At 66.1% G+C, this 18800-nt stretch carries 15 protein-coding genes; 11 read left to right on the forward strand and 4 right to left on the reverse strand.

Annotated features, from left to right (window positions below; genetic code table 11):
* Positions 1-27 precede the first annotated feature (27 nt).
* Both VPH41_RS05570 and VPH41_RS05575 read right to left on the reverse strand, forming a co-directional pair.
* The gene (locus VPH41_RS05570; RefSeq protein WP_328569232.1) at positions 28-2490 is read right to left on the reverse strand and encodes a hypothetical protein; all 2463 of its coding nucleotides are present in this window, start codon (positions 2488-2490) and stop codon (positions 28-30) included.
* 80 nt (positions 2491-2570) lie between these two features.
* The gene (locus VPH41_RS05575; RefSeq protein ID WP_328569233.1) at positions 2571-3350 is read right to left on the reverse strand and encodes an AraC family transcriptional regulator; all 780 of its coding nucleotides are present in this window, start codon (positions 3348-3350) and stop codon (positions 2571-2573) included.
* 94 nt (positions 3351-3444) lie between these two features.
* Here VPH41_RS05575 and VPH41_RS05580 point away from each other — a divergent pair, with 94 nt between their 5' ends.
* Entirely contained in the window at positions 3445-4335 is an 891-nt protein-coding gene (locus tag VPH41_RS05580; protein ID WP_328569234.1) for a DMT family transporter, read from the forward strand.
* A gap of 38 nt (positions 4336-4373) precedes the next feature.
* Positions 4374-4970, forward strand: coding sequence for an O-methyltransferase (locus VPH41_RS05585; RefSeq protein ID WP_193317356.1), 597 nt, complete (start codon positions 4374-4376; stop codon positions 4968-4970).
* Here VPH41_RS05585 and VPH41_RS05590 read toward each other — a convergent pair whose 3' ends face one another.
* Entirely contained in the window at positions 4971-5480 is a 510-nt protein-coding gene (locus VPH41_RS05590; protein ID WP_328569235.1) for a GAF domain-containing protein, read from the reverse strand.
* A gap of 78 nt (positions 5481-5558) precedes the next feature.
* Entirely contained in the window at positions 5559-6449 is an 891-nt protein-coding gene (locus tag VPH41_RS05595; RefSeq protein WP_328569236.1) for a LysR family transcriptional regulator, read from the reverse strand.
* A gap of 90 nt (positions 6450-6539) precedes the next feature.
* Between VPH41_RS05595 and VPH41_RS05600 the strand changes: the two genes are divergently transcribed.
* The 9 genes from VPH41_RS05600 to VPH41_RS05640 all read left to right on the forward strand — a co-directional run bounded on the left by VPH41_RS05600 (position 6540) and on the right by VPH41_RS05640 (position 18796).
* On the forward strand, positions 6540-7526 hold the full coding sequence (locus tag VPH41_RS05600; RefSeq protein WP_328569237.1) for an aldo/keto reductase: 987 nt from the start codon (positions 6540-6542) through the stop codon (positions 7524-7526).
* Between the two features lie 127 nt (positions 7527-7653).
* A complete protein-coding gene (locus tag VPH41_RS05605; protein WP_193317355.1) occupies positions 7654-8499 on the forward strand; it encodes a CheR family methyltransferase in 846 nt (281 codons plus the stop codon).
* Between the two features lie 4 nt (positions 8500-8503).
* On the forward strand, positions 8504-9133 hold the full coding sequence (locus VPH41_RS05610; RefSeq protein ID WP_328569238.1) for a chemotaxis protein CheB: 630 nt from the start codon (positions 8504-8506) through the stop codon (positions 9131-9133).
* Positions 9134-9239: 106 nt separating this feature from the next.
* A complete protein-coding gene (locus VPH41_RS05615) occupies positions 9240-10364 on the forward strand; it encodes a hybrid sensor histidine kinase/response regulator (RefSeq protein WP_328569239.1) in 1125 nt (374 codons plus the stop codon).
* A complete protein-coding gene (locus tag VPH41_RS05620) occupies positions 10361-13765 on the forward strand; it encodes a hybrid sensor histidine kinase/response regulator (protein WP_328569240.1) in 3405 nt (1134 codons plus the stop codon). The genes VPH41_RS05615 and VPH41_RS05620 overlap by 4 nt, the downstream gene beginning before the upstream one ends.
* Positions 13766-13814: 49 nt before the next feature.
* Entirely contained in the window at positions 13815-14213 is a 399-nt protein-coding gene (locus tag VPH41_RS05625) for an MAPEG family protein (RefSeq protein WP_099762835.1), read from the forward strand.
* Between the two features lie 106 nt (positions 14214-14319).
* Positions 14320-16017: a RecQ family ATP-dependent DNA helicase gene (locus VPH41_RS05630; protein ID WP_328569241.1), complete on the forward strand. Its 1698-nt coding sequence runs from the start codon at positions 14320-14322 to the stop codon at positions 16015-16017.
* 99 nt (positions 16018-16116) lie between these two features.
* Entirely contained in the window at positions 16117-17160 is a 1044-nt protein-coding gene (locus tag VPH41_RS05635; protein WP_328569242.1) for a ligase-associated DNA damage response exonuclease, read from the forward strand.
* Positions 17153-18796: an ATP-dependent DNA ligase gene (locus VPH41_RS05640; RefSeq protein WP_328569243.1), complete on the forward strand. Its 1644-nt coding sequence runs from the start codon at positions 17153-17155 to the stop codon at positions 18794-18796. The genes VPH41_RS05635 and VPH41_RS05640 overlap by 8 nt, the downstream gene beginning before the upstream one ends.
* Positions 18797-18800: the final 4 nt, after the last annotated feature.

The raw sequence follows: 18800 nt of genomic DNA on the forward strand, positions 1-18800 counted from the left end.
CGCCATGGGCTTTTTCTCAGGTGCTCCTTAAGGCTTGCCCTGCGCGACGGCCTTGATCGCGCGCTCCTCGCCCATGGCGGCGGCGATCTTCCAGCGCTGCATGGCGCTGGCGCGGTCCGGGCGTTGCAAGCCCGCGCCTTCCCAGTCCATCAGTCCCAGGTTGTAGATGTCGCCCGCGCTGCCCTTGTCGGCGGCCAGGGTGAACCATTTGCGCGCTTCCTTGTGGTTGACGGGCATCTGGTAGCCGCGCACGTTGTACAGGCCCAATAAGTGCATGGCTTGCGCATTGCCCTTGTTCGCGGCCTGTTTCAGCAGGTCCAGGCCGCGCGCCATGTTGCGCGGCTCCTGCCAGCCTTCGGCCAGCATCACGCCCTTCGCCGCCAGCGCGTAGCTGTCGCCCTTCACGAGGCCCTTGTTGACCAGGGGCTTGGCGGCCACCTGGCGCGCTTGCCGCTGCTGCGCCGTGGGCGCCGTGGCGGGGCCGCCCTGGCCTTCGCCCATCAGCAGCATCCAGCCATACAGGCCATACGCGCTGGCGTCGCCCTTGCCGACCAGGCTTTCCAGCATGGCCAGCGCCTGTACCTTGTCGCCATTTTCATACAGCTTGACGGCTTTCGGCGTGCTGGCATCCGGCGGCACGTCGGCCGGCGCATGGGGCGCCACGGGCGCCGACGCCATGGCGGCCTGCGGCGGCGCGGAAACCGGGCGCACGCGCGCGGGCAAGCCATAGCTGGCGGCCAGCACGGCCAGGCTGGCGGGGGCGAGGATCAGCACTTGCGCCAGCTGGTTGCGGCGGCCCTTGCCGGCGATCTGCATGGCGCGCAGCGCCTGCCGCTCGCCGCCCAGCGCTTCGCTCAGCACGGCCTTTACCTTGCGGTTGAACAGCCAGTAGCCGGCGCCCGTGACGAGCAGGCCGGCCACGGCGGCGGCCCCGCGCCCGGCGAAAAACCAGGTGGCGATGGCGGCGGCCAGGGCGGCCAGCGCGCTCTTCCACCAGAATTGCTTGGCCAGTCGCGTGTAGACCTGGCGCAGCGCGCCCAGCACGCAGGTGCGCACATTGTTGGCATAGTCGGCGGAGACGACATCGACGTGCGCATGGTCCGCTTCGCCGCTGAGGACGGACTCGATCACGTCCGCATTCAGTTCCGACGCGGCCACGTCGCGCAGCGGCGTGAGCAAGCCTTGCACGTGGGCCGAGAACAGGCCGTCGTCGGCGCTGCCGGCCAGCGCGTCGCTGAGCGCCTTGAGGTCGCCGCGCAGCAGTTTTTCCACGATGTCGTCCAGGGTCAGCCAGCGAAAGTCCGTGCCATACGCCACCAGGTGGTGCTTTTCTGCGTTGCACGCTGCATCGAGGCGCACGATGCGCAGCCTGGCCGCATACAGGGCGTCGACTTCCTGCGGCTCGTCTTCATTGTAAATGCTCACTTTTGCCAGGGTCAGGCTGCTGGCGATGGCTGCCAGTGAGTGCACGCTCTCCTTGTCGCGGATGCGGCGCGCGTCGTCGGGCGCCTGCTTGGGCAGGCTGACGCTGTAGCCGGGCGCCACGTGCACATCGACCCACGCCGCCTTGCCCACCTTGCCGGAACCGTCGCAGGGGTTGCAGCGCAAGTCGCCCGCGCCGCTGCAGGTGCGGCACGTGACCTGGCCGCTGGCGCGGCAGGTGCCGCAATTGACGTTGCCGGAACCGTGGCAGGTGGTGCAGCTGACCTTGCCGTAGCTGCAATGGTAGCAAGAGCGGTATTCGGTGCGGTACTGCGTGCGCGTTTCACTGTGGTAGCTGGTGTGCGAGCTGCCGTTGCTGTAGGTGGTAGTGGGCACTTGCACTGTCACGTAGTCGGTGACTTGCTCGGCCACGGTGCCGCTGCCGCTGCAATACGAGCACGACACCTTGCCGCTGCCGTAGCAGCCGTAGGCGTTGCAGCTGACGGTGCGCCCGCCGTGGCAGCTCCAGCACGTCTCCGTCGTCGCGCCGTGGCAGGTATGGCAGCCGATGCGGCCTTTCCCGTGGCAGGTGCCGCAGGTGTCCAGGTGCCAGTACTTGACGGCGTGCGGCAGGTAGACGCCCGCCTCGACGCCGTTGTAGGCCTGGCCCGGTTGGCGCAAGGCATTGTCGAGCTTGTCCGCCGCGCGGCGCAGCCGCTCCTTTTCCTGCGCGTGAGCGAGTGCTCCCACTTCATGGGAGCCGCAGCGGCAGTCGCTGCCCGCTGGCGCAAAATAGCCGTTGATGACGCGCTGTTCGAAGCGCGCTTCCAGCGCGTAGTTGGCTTGCAGAGAGAAATCCTGCAGCACGTCTTCCTCGCCCAGCGGCGTGATGTCGTGCGGCTCGAAACGCGTCTTGTCCTGCACCAGGGTGCGCAGCTTGCCGAGTACGGTGGGGATCTCTTCCTTGTCCAGGCGAATGGGCGCTGGCGCCGTCACGGCCGTCTCTGCTACCGGAGGCGCATCCTCGCTGCCTGAGGTTTCACGGGCCGTTTCAGTGCTGGCATTCATGCGCATCCTTTTGCTCTCTGGAAAGATGTTTGAATTTTAGCATCCCCATATGACAAGGCGGCTACCCCTAGTCCCCTTTTTCAGCGCAGGCCGCGGCGGAACTGGTCAGGCGTGCCGCCGCTCTGGCGGCGGAACATGGCGATGAAGGCGGAGGCCGTGCTGTAGCCCAGTTCCAGCGCGATCGCCTGCACGGTGTCTCCCCGTTCCAGCAGGGGCAGGGCGGCCAGGAAACGCTGGCGCTGGCGCCATTCGCCAAACGGCATGCCCAGCTCGCGCTGGCAGCGCCGGGCCAGGGTGCGCTCCGTTACGTGCAGTTGCGCGGCCCACTCGGCCAGTGAGCGGTTACTGCCGGGCTCCGCCTGCAGGGCGGCCAGCAGCGCCGCGATGACGGGTTCGTCGCTGCCGGGCAGGTAGTTGCGGCTGCAGGGCGCCAGCTGCAACTGGTCGACCAGCACCTGCGCCAGGCGCCGGTCGGCTTCGGTGGCGGGCGTGGTGACGCCCCGTCCGGCAAAGTCGCCGAGTATGGCTTTGAGCAGGGGACTCAGGACCAGCGCGCAGGGCCGGGCCGGCAGCTGCGCGCACAGGCTGGCGTCGATGTAGGCCGAGTGAAAGGTCACGTCCTGGCGGATGTAGCCGTCATGCAAGGTCTCGGGCGGTATCCACACGGCGTACTGGGGCGGCGACAGGTAGCGCTGGCCCGCCACCATGATTTCCATCACGCCCGTGGAGCAGTACGTGAGCTGGCCCCACGGATGGCTCTGGTAATCGAACTGCTGGTGCGCGTGATAGTCGTCGAGGCGAAAGTACACGGGATAGGGCAGGGTGTCGGAAACGGCGGGGAAATGCTGGTTGCTGGCCATATTGTCCTGTTCTTTGCATCGTTTGTCCGATATGCATTATATCCATGGAATCGGACCATGCGAAAATGGCGCTCACTGAATAATGGAGTACCGCATGCACACCAGGCATTATCTGTTTCCCGTGATCGCCGTCCTGATCTGGGCCATCAATACCATCGTCAGCAAGATGGCCGTGGGCGTGATCGACCCGGCCGCCATCTCGTTCTACCGCTGGCTGCTGGCCGGCGTGCTGCTGGCGCTGGTATTTGCCCGTCCCGTGTGGAAACAGCGGGCCGTGGTGAAGCCGTATCTGGGGAAATTGTTTGTGCTGGGCATGTTGGGCATGGTCATGTACCAGTGTCTTGCGTACATCGCCGCGCAGACGACGACGGCCACCAACATGGGCATCCTGGCATCGTTGATGCCGCTGCTGGCCGTGGGCCTGTCCGTGCTGCTGCTGGGCGAGGCGCCTACCGTGGGCGGCGTGTTTGGCGGCCTGGTGTCGCTGCTGGGACTCGGCTACTTGCTCAGCCATGGCAACCCGGCCGCGCTGATCGCCCATGGCGCGGCCGTGGGCGATGGCCTGATGCTGCTGGCCTGCCTGTCGTATGCGGGCTACGGCGTGCTGCTCAAGCGCTGGAAGATTCCCCTGAATAACTGGCACTCGCTGCTGATCCAGGTGTGGTGCGCCGTGCCCGTGCTGTTCGTGTATTACCTGAGCCAGTCCGCGCCGCCCGTCACGGGCGCCGGCTTGCCGCTGGTGCTGTTTGCGGGCATCCCCGCCTCCGTCATCGCGCCGTTCTTGTGGATGCATGGGCTGGCCAAGCTGGGACCCAGCCGCGCCACGACCCTGATGAACTTGCTGCCCGTGTTTACCGTTCTCATCGCCATGTTGTTCCTCGGGGAAACCTTGCACAGCTATGATGTGATCGGCGGCGGCGTGACCCTGCTGGGCGTGGTGATGGTGCAATATCTGAAGCGCCCCCTGCGCCGTGCCACGGCCTAGTTTTTTTGCTATGCTGATGCTTTGCACAAGGAGGCAGCATGCATGGCATCGATACCCTTGATACCCTATTAAGCGAACTCGAAGCATTCGGTAGCAGCAACGATGCGGCGCACACGGAGCGTGCCAGCCGCATGCTTAACATCACGCGCGATACGGGCGAATTGCTGGCCGTGCTCGTGCACGCGCACGGCGCGCGCCGGCTGCTGGAAATCGGCACCTCGAACGGCTACTCGACCCTGTGGCTGGCGCGCGCGGCGCGCTCGCTGGGCGGCAGCGTGGTGACGGTGGAAAAGGCGCAGGACAAGTTCGACATGGCGCATGCCAATTTTGCGCGCGCGCAATTGCAGGGCGTGATCGGGCAGCTGCTGGCGGACGCGGGCGACGTGCTGCGCGACGCGGCCGATGGCGCCTACGACTTCATCTTTCTCGATTCCGCGCGCCAGCAATACGCGCAGTGGTGGCCGCAGCTGGACCGCGTGCTGGCTGCGGGCGGCGTGCTGGTGGTCGACAACGCCAGCTCGCACTACGCGGACATGGCGGACTTCCTCGACGCCATCCGCGCCGACAGCCGCTACACGACGTGCCTGGCGACGGTGGGCAAGGGCGAATTCATCGCCGTCAAATCCGGCAACTGATTATTCGGCAACGATAGTTGCTTCCAGCACGCGCACCAGCGATTCGACGCCTTGCGCGTCGACATCGTCGAAGCGGCCCGTCAGGGGGCTGTCGAGGTCGAACACGCCGATAATCTGGCCGTGCGCAAACACGGGCACCACCAGTTCCGAGCGGGAATTGACGTCGCAGGCGATGTGGCCCGGAAACGCGTGCACATCCTGCACGACGATGGACTTGCCTTCGACCACGGTGGTGCCGCACACGCCGCGCCCTTTCTTGATGCGGATGCAGGCGGGCTTGCCCTGGAACGGTCCCAGCACCAGTTCCTCACCCTTGAGGAAATAAAAGCCGGCCCAGTTGAGGCCAGGCATGGTGTTGAAGACCAGCGAGCTGAAGTTGGCCGTATTGGCGATGAAATCGCTCTCGCCCGCCAGCAAGCCCTGCAGCTGCGAACGCAGGTCCGCATACATGGCTTGCTTGGCGGCGGGGGTATCGGTGTCGTAGGCGGCGTCGCTGATGGTAAACGTCATGGTCGTGGTGGTGGCTGAAATTGGGGAAGGCGCTATGGTAGCGCGTCTGGCCCGTCCGCGTGCGCCGTCCCTTGCGCTTCACTCCTGCAGCACCTCTGCCGCCAGGCGGCGCAGCAGGGGCAGGGCCGCATGGCCGTGCCCTTCCCGCCAGGCCAGGCCGATGCCGGCCGCCAGTTCCTCGCCCTCCACCAGTTGCCGGTACGCCACCCCTGCGAGGCGCAGCGCGCGGAAGGAATCGGCCAGCAGGGCCATGCCCTTGCCGGCCGCCACGTCGCTGAGCAGCACATGGTGGTCGGACGCCTCGCGCAAGAAAACGGGGGCAAAACCATGGCGGCGAAACACGTGCTGGCAATGGTCGAAAAAGGCGGGCTGGCGCGCCCGTTCGAACCAGTAGACGGACTCCCGGGCGATATCGGCCAGGCCCAGCTTGCGTTTTTTCGCCAGGCGGTGCCCGGCCGGCAGGGCCAGCATCATGGGCTGGCGCGCCAGCGGCTGCACGGCCAGCTCGAAGGTGGCGCTGGGCAGAGCCAGCAGGGCCGCGTCCAGCTGGCCCTTGCGCACGGCAGCGACCAGGCGGGGCGAGGGCGCCGCCGTCAATTCCAGGCGCAGCGTGCCCAATTGCTTGCCCAAGGCATCGAGCAGGGGGCGGAACAGGCCCGCTTCCACCGAGCTGGTCAGGCCCAGGCGCAGGCGCGCGGGCGCGCTGTCCTGCTGCAGCGATGCTTGCGCCGTATCCAGCAAAGCGAGGATGTGCAGCGCCTGCGGCAGCAAGGTGCGGCCCGCCTGCGTCAGGGCCACGCCCTGCGTGTCGCGTTCGAACAAGCGCGTGCCCAGCCGGTCTTCCAGCAGCCTGATGGCGCGCGACAGGGGCGGCTGCGTCATGTGCAATTGCTCCGCCGCCTGGCGGAAGTTCAGGCAGCGGGCGACGGCGCAAAACAGGTGCAAGGCATGGGTATCGAGGGCTCTCATACCAGAAAGGTATCACGAAATCGCACATTCCCCCGGCGCCGGGCGCGGTGCAGACTGGCGGCATCGATATCGACACTTGAGGAGAACAGCATGCAACAACGACGCATCGGCAACAGCGGCTTGACCAGCTCGGCACTGGGCCTGGGCTGCATGGGCATGTCGGAATTCTATGGCGCCACCGACGAGGCGCAATCGCTGGCCACCCTGGAAGCGGCCTTGGCGGCGGGCGTGACCCTGTTCGACACGGCCGACGCCTACGGCTTTGGCCACAACGAGCAATTGCTGGGACGCTTTTTGCGAGGCCGGCAGGGGCAAGTGCTGGTGGCCACCAAGTGCGGCCTGGCGCGCGAGGCGGGCAGCTATGCGCGCCGCGTCGACAATACCCCCGCCACCATCCGCCAGGCGTGCGAAGCGTCGCTGGCGCGCCTGGGCGTGGACGCCATCGACCTGTTCTACCTGCACCGGCTGAACCTGGAGACGCCGCTGGAGGAATCGATGGGGGCGCTGGCGCAGCTGCTGCAAGAGGGCAAGATCCGCGCCGTGGGCCTGTGCGAAGTGAGCGCCGCCACCTTGCTGCGCGCGGCGGCGCTCTGCCCCGTGGCGGCCGTGCAGAGCGAATACTCGCTGTGGACGCGCGAGCCGGAGCAGGGCGTGCTGGCCGCCTGCCGCGCCGTGGGTGCCAGTTTCTTTGCCTACAGCCCCCTGGGGCGCGGTTTTCTCACCGGCGCCATCGCCGGCGAGGACAGCCTGGAAGCGGGCGACTTTCGCCGGTTCAATCCCCGCTTCGCGGCCGAAAACCGGGCGCACAACGGGGCCATCGTCGCGCGGGTGCGCGAGATGGCGCGCGACAAGGGTTGCACGCCGGCCCAGCTGGCGCTGGCCTGGCTGCTGGCCCAGGGCGACGACATCATCCCCATTCCCGGCACCAAGCGCATCGCCTACCTGCACGACAACCTCGGTGCGCTGGCCGTGCGGCTGGACGGGGCGGAACTGGCGGCGATGAGTGCGGCCTTTCCCTTGGGCATGGCGGCAGGCGCGCGTTACACGCAGGAGGGCATGAAGGGCGTGGATGCGTGAAAAAGATGGCCGAGTGTACGCCAGCGTACCTAACTGATGCTTTTCCTGAGGGAAAATCGGCGACGATCTGCTAGCATTCCGGCTGGCCCCATGCGCGCGCGAAGCGGCGCGGGGCCGGGAACGCAGCATGCATGGAAGGGTGGATGTCAAATTGCTAGATGATGATATTTTCGATATCGAATTGAAGTTATTGCTTGAAGGAATCTTGCTGAGATATCAGCACGATTTCCGCGATTACTCGGTGGCGTCGTTGCGCCGGCGCATGCGCCAGGCCATGGAGCGCTTCGGCTGCGCCAGCCTGTCGCAGTTGCAGGACCGCATCTTGCACGAGCCGGCCATGTTTGCGCAGATGCTGCAATTTTTCACCGTGCAAGTGAGCGAGATGTTCCGCGATCCCGCGTATTTCCGCGCCTTGCGCGAAAAAGTCGTGCCCATCCTGCATACCTATCCTTCCATCAAGATCTGGGTGGCCGGCTGCAGCAGCGGGGAAGAGGTGTGGTCGCTGGCCATCTTGCTGGAAGAAGAAGGCTTGCTTGAACGCAGCATGATCTATGCAACCGATATCAACGTCGAGGCGCTGGCCGCTGCCGAAGCGGGCATCTATCCGATCGAGCGCATCGCCCAGTTCAGCGAGAATTACCAGCTGGCGGGCGGCAAGCGTTCGCTGTCCGACTATTACACGGCCGCCTACAAGGGCGCCATCTTTGACCGGCGTTTGCGGCGCCAGTTCGTCTTTGCCGACCACAGCCTGGCGACGGACAGCGTGTTTTCGGAGGTGCACATGGTTTCCTGCCGTAATGTCATGATTTACTTCAATAAAGACTTGCAGGACCGCACCCTGGGCCTGTTCCACGAAGCGCTGGTGAACCGGGGTTTCCTGGGCCTGGGCATGAAGGAAAGCCTGCATTTCAGCCGCCATGCGGCCAGCTTCAACGAGCTGAGCCAGGCTGAACGCATCTTCCAGCGGGCCTAGGCCGATGCCGCACAGCGCACAGGCAGGCTTGCCCAGCTCGGAGGTGGCGCCGCCGCCCGCGGGCCTGCGCCTGATCGCCATCGGCGCCTCGGCCGGCGGCGTGGAAGCGCTGGGCATCGTGCTGCGCGCCTTGCCCGCCACCTGCCGCGCAGCCGTGGTGGTGGTGCTGCACCTGGCGCCGGGCCGCTCCAGCCAGTTGCCGCAGCTGTATGCGGAGCGCTGCCAGCTGCCCTTGCGCGAAGCGCAGGACAAGGAACCGCTGCAAGGCGGCACCGTCTACTTCGCTCCGCCCGATTATCACCTGCAAGTCGAACCCGACGGCTGTTTTTCCCTGTCGCAGGAAGAACCCGTGTATTTTTCGCGCCCGTCCATCGATGTCTTGCTGGAAACGGCCGCCTACGCCTACCGGCGCGCCATGCTGGCCATCATCCTGACGGGCGCCTCGGCCGACGGCGCGGCGGGCCTGGCGCGCGTGCGGCAGCTGGGCGGCAGCGCCTGGGTACAGGAGCCAGCGGGGGCCAGTTGTGGCATCATGCCGGCCGCCGCGCTCAAGCGGGCCGGCGCCGACCGCGTGCTCGATTTGCCGCAAATGGCCGCCAGCCTGGCCTTGCTCGATGATGGCGGATACAAGTGAATGGGAGTGGAGCAGTGCGTGTAATATATGCAAAAACTGAAGCAATATTTATATCCATATCGAAACACGATGGCATCTTGCCGTTGCGATGCCTGAAGACTACTCCGTGACCGCACCTATCCATATCCTCGTCGTTGACGACATCGCGCAAAACCTGGTCGCCGCCGAAGCCGTGCTGGCACGGCCCGGCATTGTCATTCTCAAGGCAAATTCGGGCGCGCAAGCGCTGGAACTGCTGTTGACGCATGAGGTCGCACTCGCCCTGATCGACGTGCAAATGCCGCAGATGGATGGTTTCGAGCTGGCCGAACTGATACGCGGCAGCGAGCGCACGCGCAGCATACCGCTGATTTTCCTCACGGCCGCGTCGCGCGAACCGAGCTACAGTTTCCGTGGCTACGAGGCGGGTGCCGTCGATTTCCTGTACAAGCCCATCGACGTGAAAGCCTTGCAAAGCAAGGTGGCGGTGCTGGTCCAGCTGTACCAGCAGAAACGCGAATTGTCGGCCCAGCTTGACGAGCTCAAGCATGCGCTGCACTTGAACGAACTGTTCACGGCCGTGCTGGGCCACGACTTGCGCACGCCCTTGTCGGTGGTGATGAACGGCGCCATGCTGTTGCCGATGATGAGCGACCACCCGAAGGTGGTGGTCACGGCGCAGCGCATCGAAAGCAGCGCCAAGCGCATGGCGCGCATGGTCGACCAGCTGCTGGACCTGGCGCGCATCCGTTCGGGCACGATGGAGTTGCGCAGCAGCACGCACGACTACCTGGCGCTGGCGCGCGCCATCGTCGAGGAATTCGAGACGGCGGGCCAGGCCCCGCTGGTCGAGGTCAGCAGCGTGGGCGAGCTGCACGGGCAGTGCGATGCAGGCTTGCTGTCGCAAGTGATCTCGAATCTCTTATCCAATGCCATCACGCATGGCGAGCCGGGCACTCCGGTGCAGCTGGCCCTCGACGGGCGCGCCGCCGACAGCATCGAGTTGCGCATCGTCAATCGCGGCGTGATTCCTGCCGCCTTGCTGCCCACCCTGTTCGAGCCGTTCCAGCAGGCGGGCGAGAAGCGCAAGACGGGGCAGGGCCTGGGGCTGGGCCTGTACACGGTGAATATGTTCGTCAAGGCCCATGGCGGCACGGTCGAACTCAGTTCGACGGCCACGCAGGGCACGGTAGCGACGGTGCGTATCCCGCGCCAGTGCCAGGTGTGCGTGCAAGCGGGACTGGTTCCATGAGCGCGCCAGCCTGGCCGCGCGGCGGCGGCAGCATGGGCGAACTGGTGCGCCAGCACGACTGGTCCGCCACCAGCCTTGGCCCGCTGGACGGCTGGCTCGCCAATTTGCGCACCAGCGTCGACATCGTGCTCCATTCGCCGATGGCGATGGTGTTGATGTGGGGGCCGCAGCACGTCATGATTTACAACGACGACTACATCCAGATTGCCGGCGCGCGCCATCCGGCGGCGCTGGGCGGCACGGTGCCGGCCATCTGGCCCGAAATCTGGGACTGGAACGCGCGCATCCTCGCGGCGGGCTTGCGCGGCGAGACGCAGGTGCACCGCGAGAGCTGTCTGCCGCTGCTGCGTGACGGAATACCGACGGATGTCTGCTTCGACCTGTTCTATACGCCCGTGCATGGCGCCGACGGCCAGGTGGACGGCGTGCTGTGCACGGCGCTGGAATTGACGGCGCGCATGGAAGAGGGGCGCCAGCTGAAGCTGGCCACGGCGGAGCTGGGCGAACTCAACACCACCTTGCAGACGGAGAGCGAGGCCGTGCGCGCGGCCAACCGCCGCCTGGGCGAGGAACGCGCGCTGCTGCGCGCCCTGTTCCAGCAGGCGCCCAGCTTCATGGCCATGCTGCGGGGGCCGCAGCATGTATTCGAGCTGGCGAACGAACACTATCTGCGCCTGGTGGGGCGCCCCGAACTTGAATTGCTGGGCAAGACGGTCGAATCGGCCTTGCCCGAAGTCAAGGCGCAGGGCTTCATCGGCTTGCTGGACCAGGTCTACCGCAGCGGCGAACCCTATGAAGGGCGCCAGGTCAAAGTGGATTTGCAGACGGCCGATGGGCAGACGGGCCAGCGCCTGATCGACTTCGTCTACCAGCCCATCAAGGATGACGAGGGCGCGGTCACGGGCATCCTCGTCGAAGGCATCGACGTCACCGAGCGCATGGAAGGCGAGGAGCGCTTGCGCCTGGCCCAGCAGGCGGGCGGCATCGGCACCTTTGAATGGTTCCCCGAGACGGGCGCGATGGTCGTGTCGCCCACCTTCCGCCACCAGTGGGGCATTGCCGACGGTGAGGAAGTGACGGAACGCTTGCTGGTGAGCCTGGTCGATGCGCGCGACCAGCAAAAGGTCGGACCCAGCAAGCTGGACCTGGCGCAAAATCCCCTGGAATATGTGGAGTACCGCGTGCGCCGCCCCGTCGATGGCGCGCTGCGCTGGATCGCGCGCCAGGGCGAGGTGGTGGCGGGCCGCGTGCCGGGCCAGCGCCGCTACGTGGGCGTGTCGTTCGACGTGACGGAGCGGCGCCTGATCGAGGATGAACTGAACGCCAGCCAGGAGCGCATGGCGGCCATTTTCGGCCAGGCGTCCGTGGGCTTGTCCGAGCTGGGCCTCGATGGCCGTTTCCAGCGCGTCAACGGCGCCCTGTGCCGCATGCTGGGGCGTTCCGCCGAAGAGCTGCTGAGCCTGAACATGAACGACATCATGCATCCGGCGGATGTGCCCGGCAACAACGTACTGTTTCAGCGTCTGGTGGAAACGGGAGAATCGTTCTCGCTGGAAAAGCGCTACCTGAAGCCCGACGGCTCGCAAGTGTGGGTGTCGAGCAATGTCAGCCGCCTGGTCGATGAGCAGGGACACACGCGTTCATTGATCGCCGTCAAGACGGACATCACGGATCGGCGCCGCGTGGAAAAAGCGCTGCATGAATTGAACGAAACGCTCGAGCACCGTGTCGAACAGGAAGTGAACGAACGCACCAAGGCCGAAGACGCCTTGCGCCAGGCGCAAAAGATGGAAGCCGTGGGCCAGCTGACGGGCGGCATCGCACACGACTTCAATAATGTGCTGCAAATCATCTCCGGCAATTTGCATTTGCTGCACCACCTGACGGGCACGGATGGCCTCATGCGCCAGCGCCTGGAGACGGCGATCGCTGCCGTCGAGCGGGGCGCCAAGCTGTCGTCGCACCTGCTGGCGTTTGCGCGGCGCCAGCCATTGAAGCCCGTGGTGGCCGACCTGGCCCGCGTGGTGCGCAACATGGATGCGCTGCTGCGGCGCGCCTTGGGCGAAGCGATCGACATCACGCTGGTGGGCGGCGGCGGCCTGTGGAATACCCTGGTCGACCGCAGCCAGATCGAGAACGTCATCCTCAACCTGGCCATCAATGCGCGCGACGCCATGGATGGCGTGGGCAAGCTGACCATCGAGCTGGGCAATGTGGTGCTCGACGAACAGTATGTGCACAACCTGGTCGACGTGCCGGCCGGACAATATGTGATGCTGTCCGTGACCGATACGGGCCGCGGCATGAGCGGCCCCGTGCTGCAGCGCGCGTTCGAGCCGTTCTTCACCACCAAGCCGGAAGGCGCGGGCACGGGCCTGGGCCTGTCGATGGCGTATGGCTTCGTCACGCAAAGCCGCGGCCATATCCGCATTTACAGTGAACCTGGCGTGGGCACGGGAGTCAAAATCTATTTGCCCCGCTCCCTGATGGCCGAAGCGGACGAGGAACTGGAATTGAGCGGCGTCGTCACGGGCGGCACGGAAACCGTGCTGGTGGTGGAAGACGACGTGGGCGTGCGCACCACCGTGGTCGACATGCTGGGAGCGCTCGGCTACACGGTGCTCAAGGCCGAAGATGGCGAAAGCGCGCTGGCCGTGCTGCACAGCGGCGCGCAGATCGACCTGCTGTTCACGGACGTGATCATGCCCGGCCCCGTCAGCAGCACGGAGATGGCGCGTCAGGCGCGCGAGCTGCAGCCCGATATCGCCGTCTTGTTTACCTCGGGCTATGCGCAAGACATCATCGTGCATGAGGGCAGGCTTGATGCGGGCGTGGAATTGCTCAGCAAGCCGTACCGGCGCGAAGAGCTGGCGCGCAAGCTGCGCCATGTGCTGGCCAACCGCCAGCAGCAATTGCGCGCGCGCCAGTTCGAGCGCTCCGGCGCGCCGCTGGCCGGCATGCAGGCGGCGGGCAGCCCGGCAGCCAGCGTGCTGGGAGGCGGCACGCCAGGGCTGGACTTGACGGGCCATGCCTTGGTACCGCAGGGGGACATGCCGACATCGATGAAAATTCTCGTGGTGGAAGACAATCTCGATTCCCAGCTGATGGTGTGCGAGCTGGTGGGCATGCTGGGCCACACGGTCAGCGGCGTGTCCGATGGCGAAGCGGCGTGGAAATTGCTCAACGAGCAAGACTTCGATATCCTGTTTACCGATGTCAGCCTGCCCGGCATGTCCGGCATCGCGCTGGCCCGCATGGTGCTGCGCGACAAGCCGGACATGCGCATCATCTTTTCCACGGGCTATGGCAAGGAATCGATGGATGAACTGGGCTTTTCCGCCAGCGTCTTGCGCAAGCCCTATGATTTGATGGAGTTGCAAGCAGCACTCGACCAACCCTGACGGGCAAGCGCCAGCATGGCCAGCCCGTCCCACCCGCAGAGGCGAACTGATGACTCCTGAACTGACCATGCTTGGCTGCACCCTCGTGCTGGCCCTGGTGCAAATCCTGCTGCCCGCGCTGTTCCGCACGCGCGAAACGGGCACGGCCTATAACGTTAGCGCGCGCGACGGCGACGGTCCGCCCGTGGGCAAGATCACGGGCCGCTTGCAGCGGGCCCAGGCCAACCTGTTTGAAACCCTGCCCCTGTTCGCTGCCGCCGTGCTGATCGCCCACGTCACGGCGCAGGAAAGCGCGCTGACCCTGTACGGCGCCGCCCTGTACCTGGCCGCGCGCGTGCTGTACCTGCCCCTGTACGCGTTTGGCGTGCCCGTCGTGCGCACGCTCGTGTGGTGCGTGTCGATTGCGGGCTTGCTGATGCTGTTCTGGGCCATCCTGTTCGCTTCCTGAAATCCTACGCTGGCTGGGGTCGCCGTCCTATGGCGGTGCGCCGGGCACGGCCGTAAAGTGGAGACAAGCTGGCGGCTGGCGCCGGCATGTCAGGGACCGGACCACGATGGCAACGAACACTTCTGCAGTGCAAGACCCGGGCAGCGCCCGCCGGCGCAAGATCCAGCGCCTGCTGCGCTCGGTATTTGGCGTGGCGCGCTTGCGCGCGGGCCAGCAGGAAGTCATCGACAGCGTGCTGGCGGGGCGCGATACCCTGGCCATCATGCCCACCGGCAGCGGCAAGTCGCTGTGCTACCAGCTTCCCGCCGCCCTGTTGCCGGGCGCGACCCTGGTGGTGTCGCCGCTGATCTCGCTGATGCAGGACCAGCTGGAAAAGCTGCAGCAGTTGGGCATCACGGCCGTGCAGCTCAACAGCAGCCTGACGCGCGCCGAAGAGGACGAGGCCATCGCCCGCATCGCCGAGGGCGGCAAGCTCATCATCTTTTGCACGCCGGAACGCCTGGCCAGTCCCGCATTCCTGTCACTGCTGGGGGCCGCGCCGCCCAGCCTGGTCGTCATCGATGAAGCCCATTGCATTTCCCAGTGGGGCCACGATTTCCGTCCCGCCTTCCTGGAAATCGCCGCCGCCCTGCGCGCGCTGGGCCGTCCGCCCGTGCTGGCGCTGACGGCCACGGCCACCGAAGAAGTGATTGCCGATATCGACACGCAGCTGGAAGCGCGCAAGTTGCATATCATTAATACCGGCATCTACCGGGCCAATTTGCGCTACCGCGTGATCCAGGTGACCAACGCGGGCGAGCAACAGGATGCCGTCCTGCGCCTGCTGCGCGAGACGGCCGGCGTGGGTATCGTGTATGCGGCCACCGTCAAGGCTGTCGAGGCATTGACGGCGCGCCTGCAGGCGCTGGGCGAAAGCGTCAGCTGCTATCACGGCAAGCTGGCAGCGCGCGAGCGCAAGCACAACCAGGACCTGTTCATGGGCGGCGAGCGCCGCATCATGGTTGCCACCAACGCCTTCGGCATGGGCATCGACAAGCCCGACACGCGCTTCGTGATCCATTTGCAAGTGCCCGCCAACCTGGAAGCGTACTACCAGGAATCGGGCCGGGCGGGCCGCGATGGCTTGCCCGCCGACTGCACCTTGCTGTACTTCCAGGAAGACAAGCGGGTACAGCAGTTTTTTCTCGCCAAGCATTACCCCACGGATGGGGAACTGGCGGCCATCGTTGCGGCAGCGCAGGAATTGCCCGCCACCTTCACTATCGATGCGCTGGCGTCCAGCCTGCCCGAGTATTCCTCCAGCCACCTGAAGGTTTGCCTGAAACTGTTGAAGGACGGCAAGTTGCTGCGCCAGGACCGCAAGCTGGGCTACAGCTTGAGAGCCCCGTCGGCCGTTTCGCCTACGTATGCGCAGCTGGCGCACATCTATGTCGGCAAGCAGGAACGCGACAGGCAGGCGCTCGAGCAGATGGTGGCGTATGCGCAAAGCGGCTTTTGCCGCTGGAAATTGCTGCTCGAGTACTTTGGCGATGCGGACGATTTTGAGCGCTGCTGCACCTGCGACAATTGCCAATCGCCGCCTGCGCTGGCCGCGCCCATTTCCCTGGACGAGATACCGCAAGCGCCGGCAGAGGCGCCTGTGCCCGCCGGGCCGCCTACGCCTCTGCTGGCCGTGGGCAGCCGCGTGCGGGTGCCCCGCTACCAGACGGGCACCGTGCTGTCGGTGGCGGGCGACCAGGTCACCATTGCGTTCCCGGAAAATACCACGCGCACCTTCATGGCCGAGTTTGTCGCGCCGGCGTGACCCCATTGTGCGCTGTCGAACAAATGATCGCGCGCAAGAGCGCTAGAATCATCGCATTCCAACGCGGTTTCGCGCTTGTGCCAACGCAAGGAGCTGGGCATGGCAGACATGGTAGTGGTGCGCAAGGAGGGCTTGTACTGTGTGCCGGGTCAGTTCTACATCGACCCGTGGCGCCCCGTCGAGCGCGCCATCATCACGCATGCGCATGCCGACCATGCGCGCATCGGCCACCGGCATTACCTGTGCGCCGCTGACGGCGTGCCCGTGCTGCGCGCGCGCCTGGGCGCCGTGACCATCCAGGGCCTGGCATATGGCGACACCATCGCGCACCATGGCGTGCACGTCTCGCTGCATCCGGCCGGCCACGTGCTCGGTTCCGCCCAGGTACGCATGCAGCACGGCGGCCAGGTCTGGGTGGCGTCCGGCGACTACAAGCTGCAGCCCGACCCCACGTGCGCGCCGTTCGAGACCGTGCGCTGCGATACGTTCATCACGGAATCCACATTCGGCCTGCCCATCTACCGTTGGCAGGCGCCGCAGGAAATCTACGACGAGATCAACCGCTGGTGGCGCGGCAACGCGACCGAAGGGCGCACCAGCGTGCTGTTCTGCTATGCCTTCGGCAAGGCGCAGCGCATCCTGGCGGGTCTCGACGCGTCCATCGGTCCCATTGTCTGCCATGGCGCGGCGCAGGCATTGACGCAGGTCTACCGCGAGTGCGGCGTGGCCTTGCCCGCCACCGTCATGGTGGGCGAGGTCACGGACAAGGCCGCCCTGAAGACGGCGCTGGTGATCGCGCCGCCGTCGGCCGCCGGCTCGCCGTGGATGAAGCGTTTCGGCGACTACAGCGATGCGTTTGCCAGCGGCTGGATGCTGCTGCGCGGCGCGCGCCGGCGGCGCGGCGTGGACAGGGGCTTCGTGCTGTCCGACCATGCCGACTGGCCGGGCCTGATGCAAGCCATCGCGGCCACGCAGGCCGAACGCATCATCGTCACGCACGGCTCGATTCCCGTGATGGTGCGCTGGCTGCAGCAAAACGGCTGGCAGGCGGGCGGCTTCGAGACGGAATATGGCGACGACGAGGCGGAAGACGGCGTCGATGGGGGCCAGGCCGCACCGCAGGAGGCAGTGCCCCATGCGTGAATTTGCCCAGTTGTACGGGGAACTCGACGAAACCACGTCCACCAGCCGCAAGCTGGCGGCGCTGCAAGCGTATTTCCAGCGGGCCGCGCCCGAGAATGCGGCCTGGGCCGTGTATTTCCTGGCCGGCGGCAAGCCGCGCCAGGCCGTGCCCACCAGATTGCTGCGCGAATATGCCACCGAACGGGCGGGCCTCGATGCCTGGCTGTTCGACGAGGCGTATCACGCCGTGGGCGACCTGGCCGAAACCATTGCCCTGATCTTGCCCGCACCCTCCAGGCGCAGCGACATCGGCCTGGCCGAGTGGGTCGAGCAGCGCATCGCGCCCCTGCGCGGCGCGGCGCCCGACGCCGTCCGCGCCGCGCTGCTGGCGTACTGGGATGAACTGGAAACGCGCGAACGGTTTTTATTGATCAAGCTGATCGGCGGCGGCTTTCGCGTGGGCGTCTCGAAATTGCTGGTGACGCGCGCGCTGGCGTCCATCGCCGCCGTCGACGGCAAGCTGATCGCCCAGCGCCTGATGGGCTGGACCGATGGCAAGGTCAGCCCCACGGGCGCGGGCTTTCTCAAGCTGATCGGCGCGCCGTCGGACGACGAACATGCGCTGCGCGGCGGCCAGCCGTATCCGTTTTTCCTCGCGCACCCTTTGCAGGCGGGACCGGAGACATTGGGCGACGTCGACGGCTGGCTGGCCGAGTGGAAATACGACGGCATGCGGGCCCAGCTGCTGCGCCGCGACGGCGTGAACTGGCTGTGGTCGCGCGGCGAAGAGTTGATCACGCAGCGCTTTCCCGAACTGGCGCAGCTGGCCTTGCCCGAGGGCACCGTGCTCGATGGGGAAATCCTCATCTGGCAGCCGGGCGACGCGCCGGCGCCATTTGCCGATTTGCAGCAGCGCATGGGCCGCAAGACGGTATCGCCCAAGCTGCTGGCCGCATTGCCGGCCGTGCTGGTGGCCTATGACGTGCTGGAAATGGATGGCGTGGATGTCCGCCAGCTGCCCCAGCTGGAACGGCGCGCGCTGCTGGAAACCGTGGTGGCCGGCGTGAACGCGCCCGCGCTGCGTTTGTCGCCGCGCATCATGGCCGCCAGCTGGGATGCTCTGGCGGCCATCCGCAGCGAATCGCGGGCGCGCGGCGTGGAAGGCCTGATGCTCAAGGCCGTCACGGCCGCGTATGGCGTGGGCCGCACGAAGGACGGGGGCACCTGGTGGAAATGGAAGATCGACCCGTATGCCATCGACGCCGTGCTGATCTATGCCCAGGCGGGCCACGGCCGGCGCGCTTCGCTGTACACGGACTACACGTTTGCCGTGTGGGATGGCGAAGGGACGGGCGAGCCTGGGGAAGAGCGCAAGCTGGTGCCGTTCGCCAAGGCGTATTCGGGTCTGACGGATGCGGAAATCGCCCAGGTCGACGCGGCCATCCGCAAGACCACCATAGAAAAATTCGGCCCCGTGCGCAGCGTGCGGCCCACGATGGTGTTCGAGATCGGCTTCGAGGGCATTGCCGCGTCCAGCCGCCACAAGGCGGGCATCGCCGTGCGCTTTCCCCGCATCCTGCGCCGGCGCGAAGACAAGGCCATCGCCGACGCGGATACCCTGGCCACCCTGAAGGCCATGCTGGCGAGCGCTGCATGAGCAA

It is taken from the genome of Janthinobacterium sp. P210006, assembly GCF_036231885.1.
Taxonomy (GTDB): domain Bacteria; phylum Pseudomonadota; class Gammaproteobacteria; order Burkholderiales; family Burkholderiaceae_D; genus Janthinobacterium; species Janthinobacterium violaceinigrum.

Coding starts and splice junctions, on each gene's coding strand:
- VPH41_RS05570 (WP_328569232.1), bottom strand. CDS start 2,490: ATGAATGCCAGCACTGAAACGGCCCGTGAAACCTCAGGCAGCGAGGAT.
- VPH41_RS05575 (WP_328569233.1), bottom strand. CDS start 3,350: ATGGCCAGCAACCAGCATTTCCCCGCCGTTTCCGACACCCTGCCCTAT.
- VPH41_RS05580 (WP_328569234.1), top strand. CDS start 3,445: ATGCACACCAGGCATTATCTGTTTCCCGTGATCGCCGTCCTGATCTGG.
- VPH41_RS05585 (WP_193317356.1), top strand. CDS start 4,374: ATGCATGGCATCGATACCCTTGATACCCTATTAAGCGAACTCGAAGCA.
- VPH41_RS05590 (WP_328569235.1), bottom strand. CDS start 5,480: ATGACGTTTACCATCAGCGACGCCGCCTACGACACCGATACCCCCGCC.
- VPH41_RS05595 (WP_328569236.1), bottom strand. CDS start 6,449: ATGAGAGCCCTCGATACCCATGCCTTGCACCTGTTTTGCGCCGTCGCC.
- VPH41_RS05600 (WP_328569237.1), top strand. CDS start 6,540: ATGCAACAACGACGCATCGGCAACAGCGGCTTGACCAGCTCGGCACTG.
- VPH41_RS05605 (WP_193317355.1), top strand. CDS start 7,654: ATGCATGGAAGGGTGGATGTCAAATTGCTAGATGATGATATTTTCGAT.
- VPH41_RS05610 (WP_328569238.1), top strand. CDS start 8,504: ATGCCGCACAGCGCACAGGCAGGCTTGCCCAGCTCGGAGGTGGCGCCG.
- VPH41_RS05620 (WP_328569240.1), top strand. CDS start 10,361: ATGAGCGCGCCAGCCTGGCCGCGCGGCGGCGGCAGCATGGGCGAACTG.
- VPH41_RS05625 (WP_099762835.1), top strand. CDS start 13,815: ATGACTCCTGAACTGACCATGCTTGGCTGCACCCTCGTGCTGGCCCTG.
- VPH41_RS05630 (WP_328569241.1), top strand. CDS start 14,320: ATGGCAACGAACACTTCTGCAGTGCAAGACCCGGGCAGCGCCCGCCGG.
- VPH41_RS05635 (WP_328569242.1), top strand. CDS start 16,117: ATGGCAGACATGGTAGTGGTGCGCAAGGAGGGCTTGTACTGTGTGCCG.
- VPH41_RS05640 (WP_328569243.1), top strand. CDS start 17,153: ATGCGTGAATTTGCCCAGTTGTACGGGGAACTCGACGAAACCACGTCC.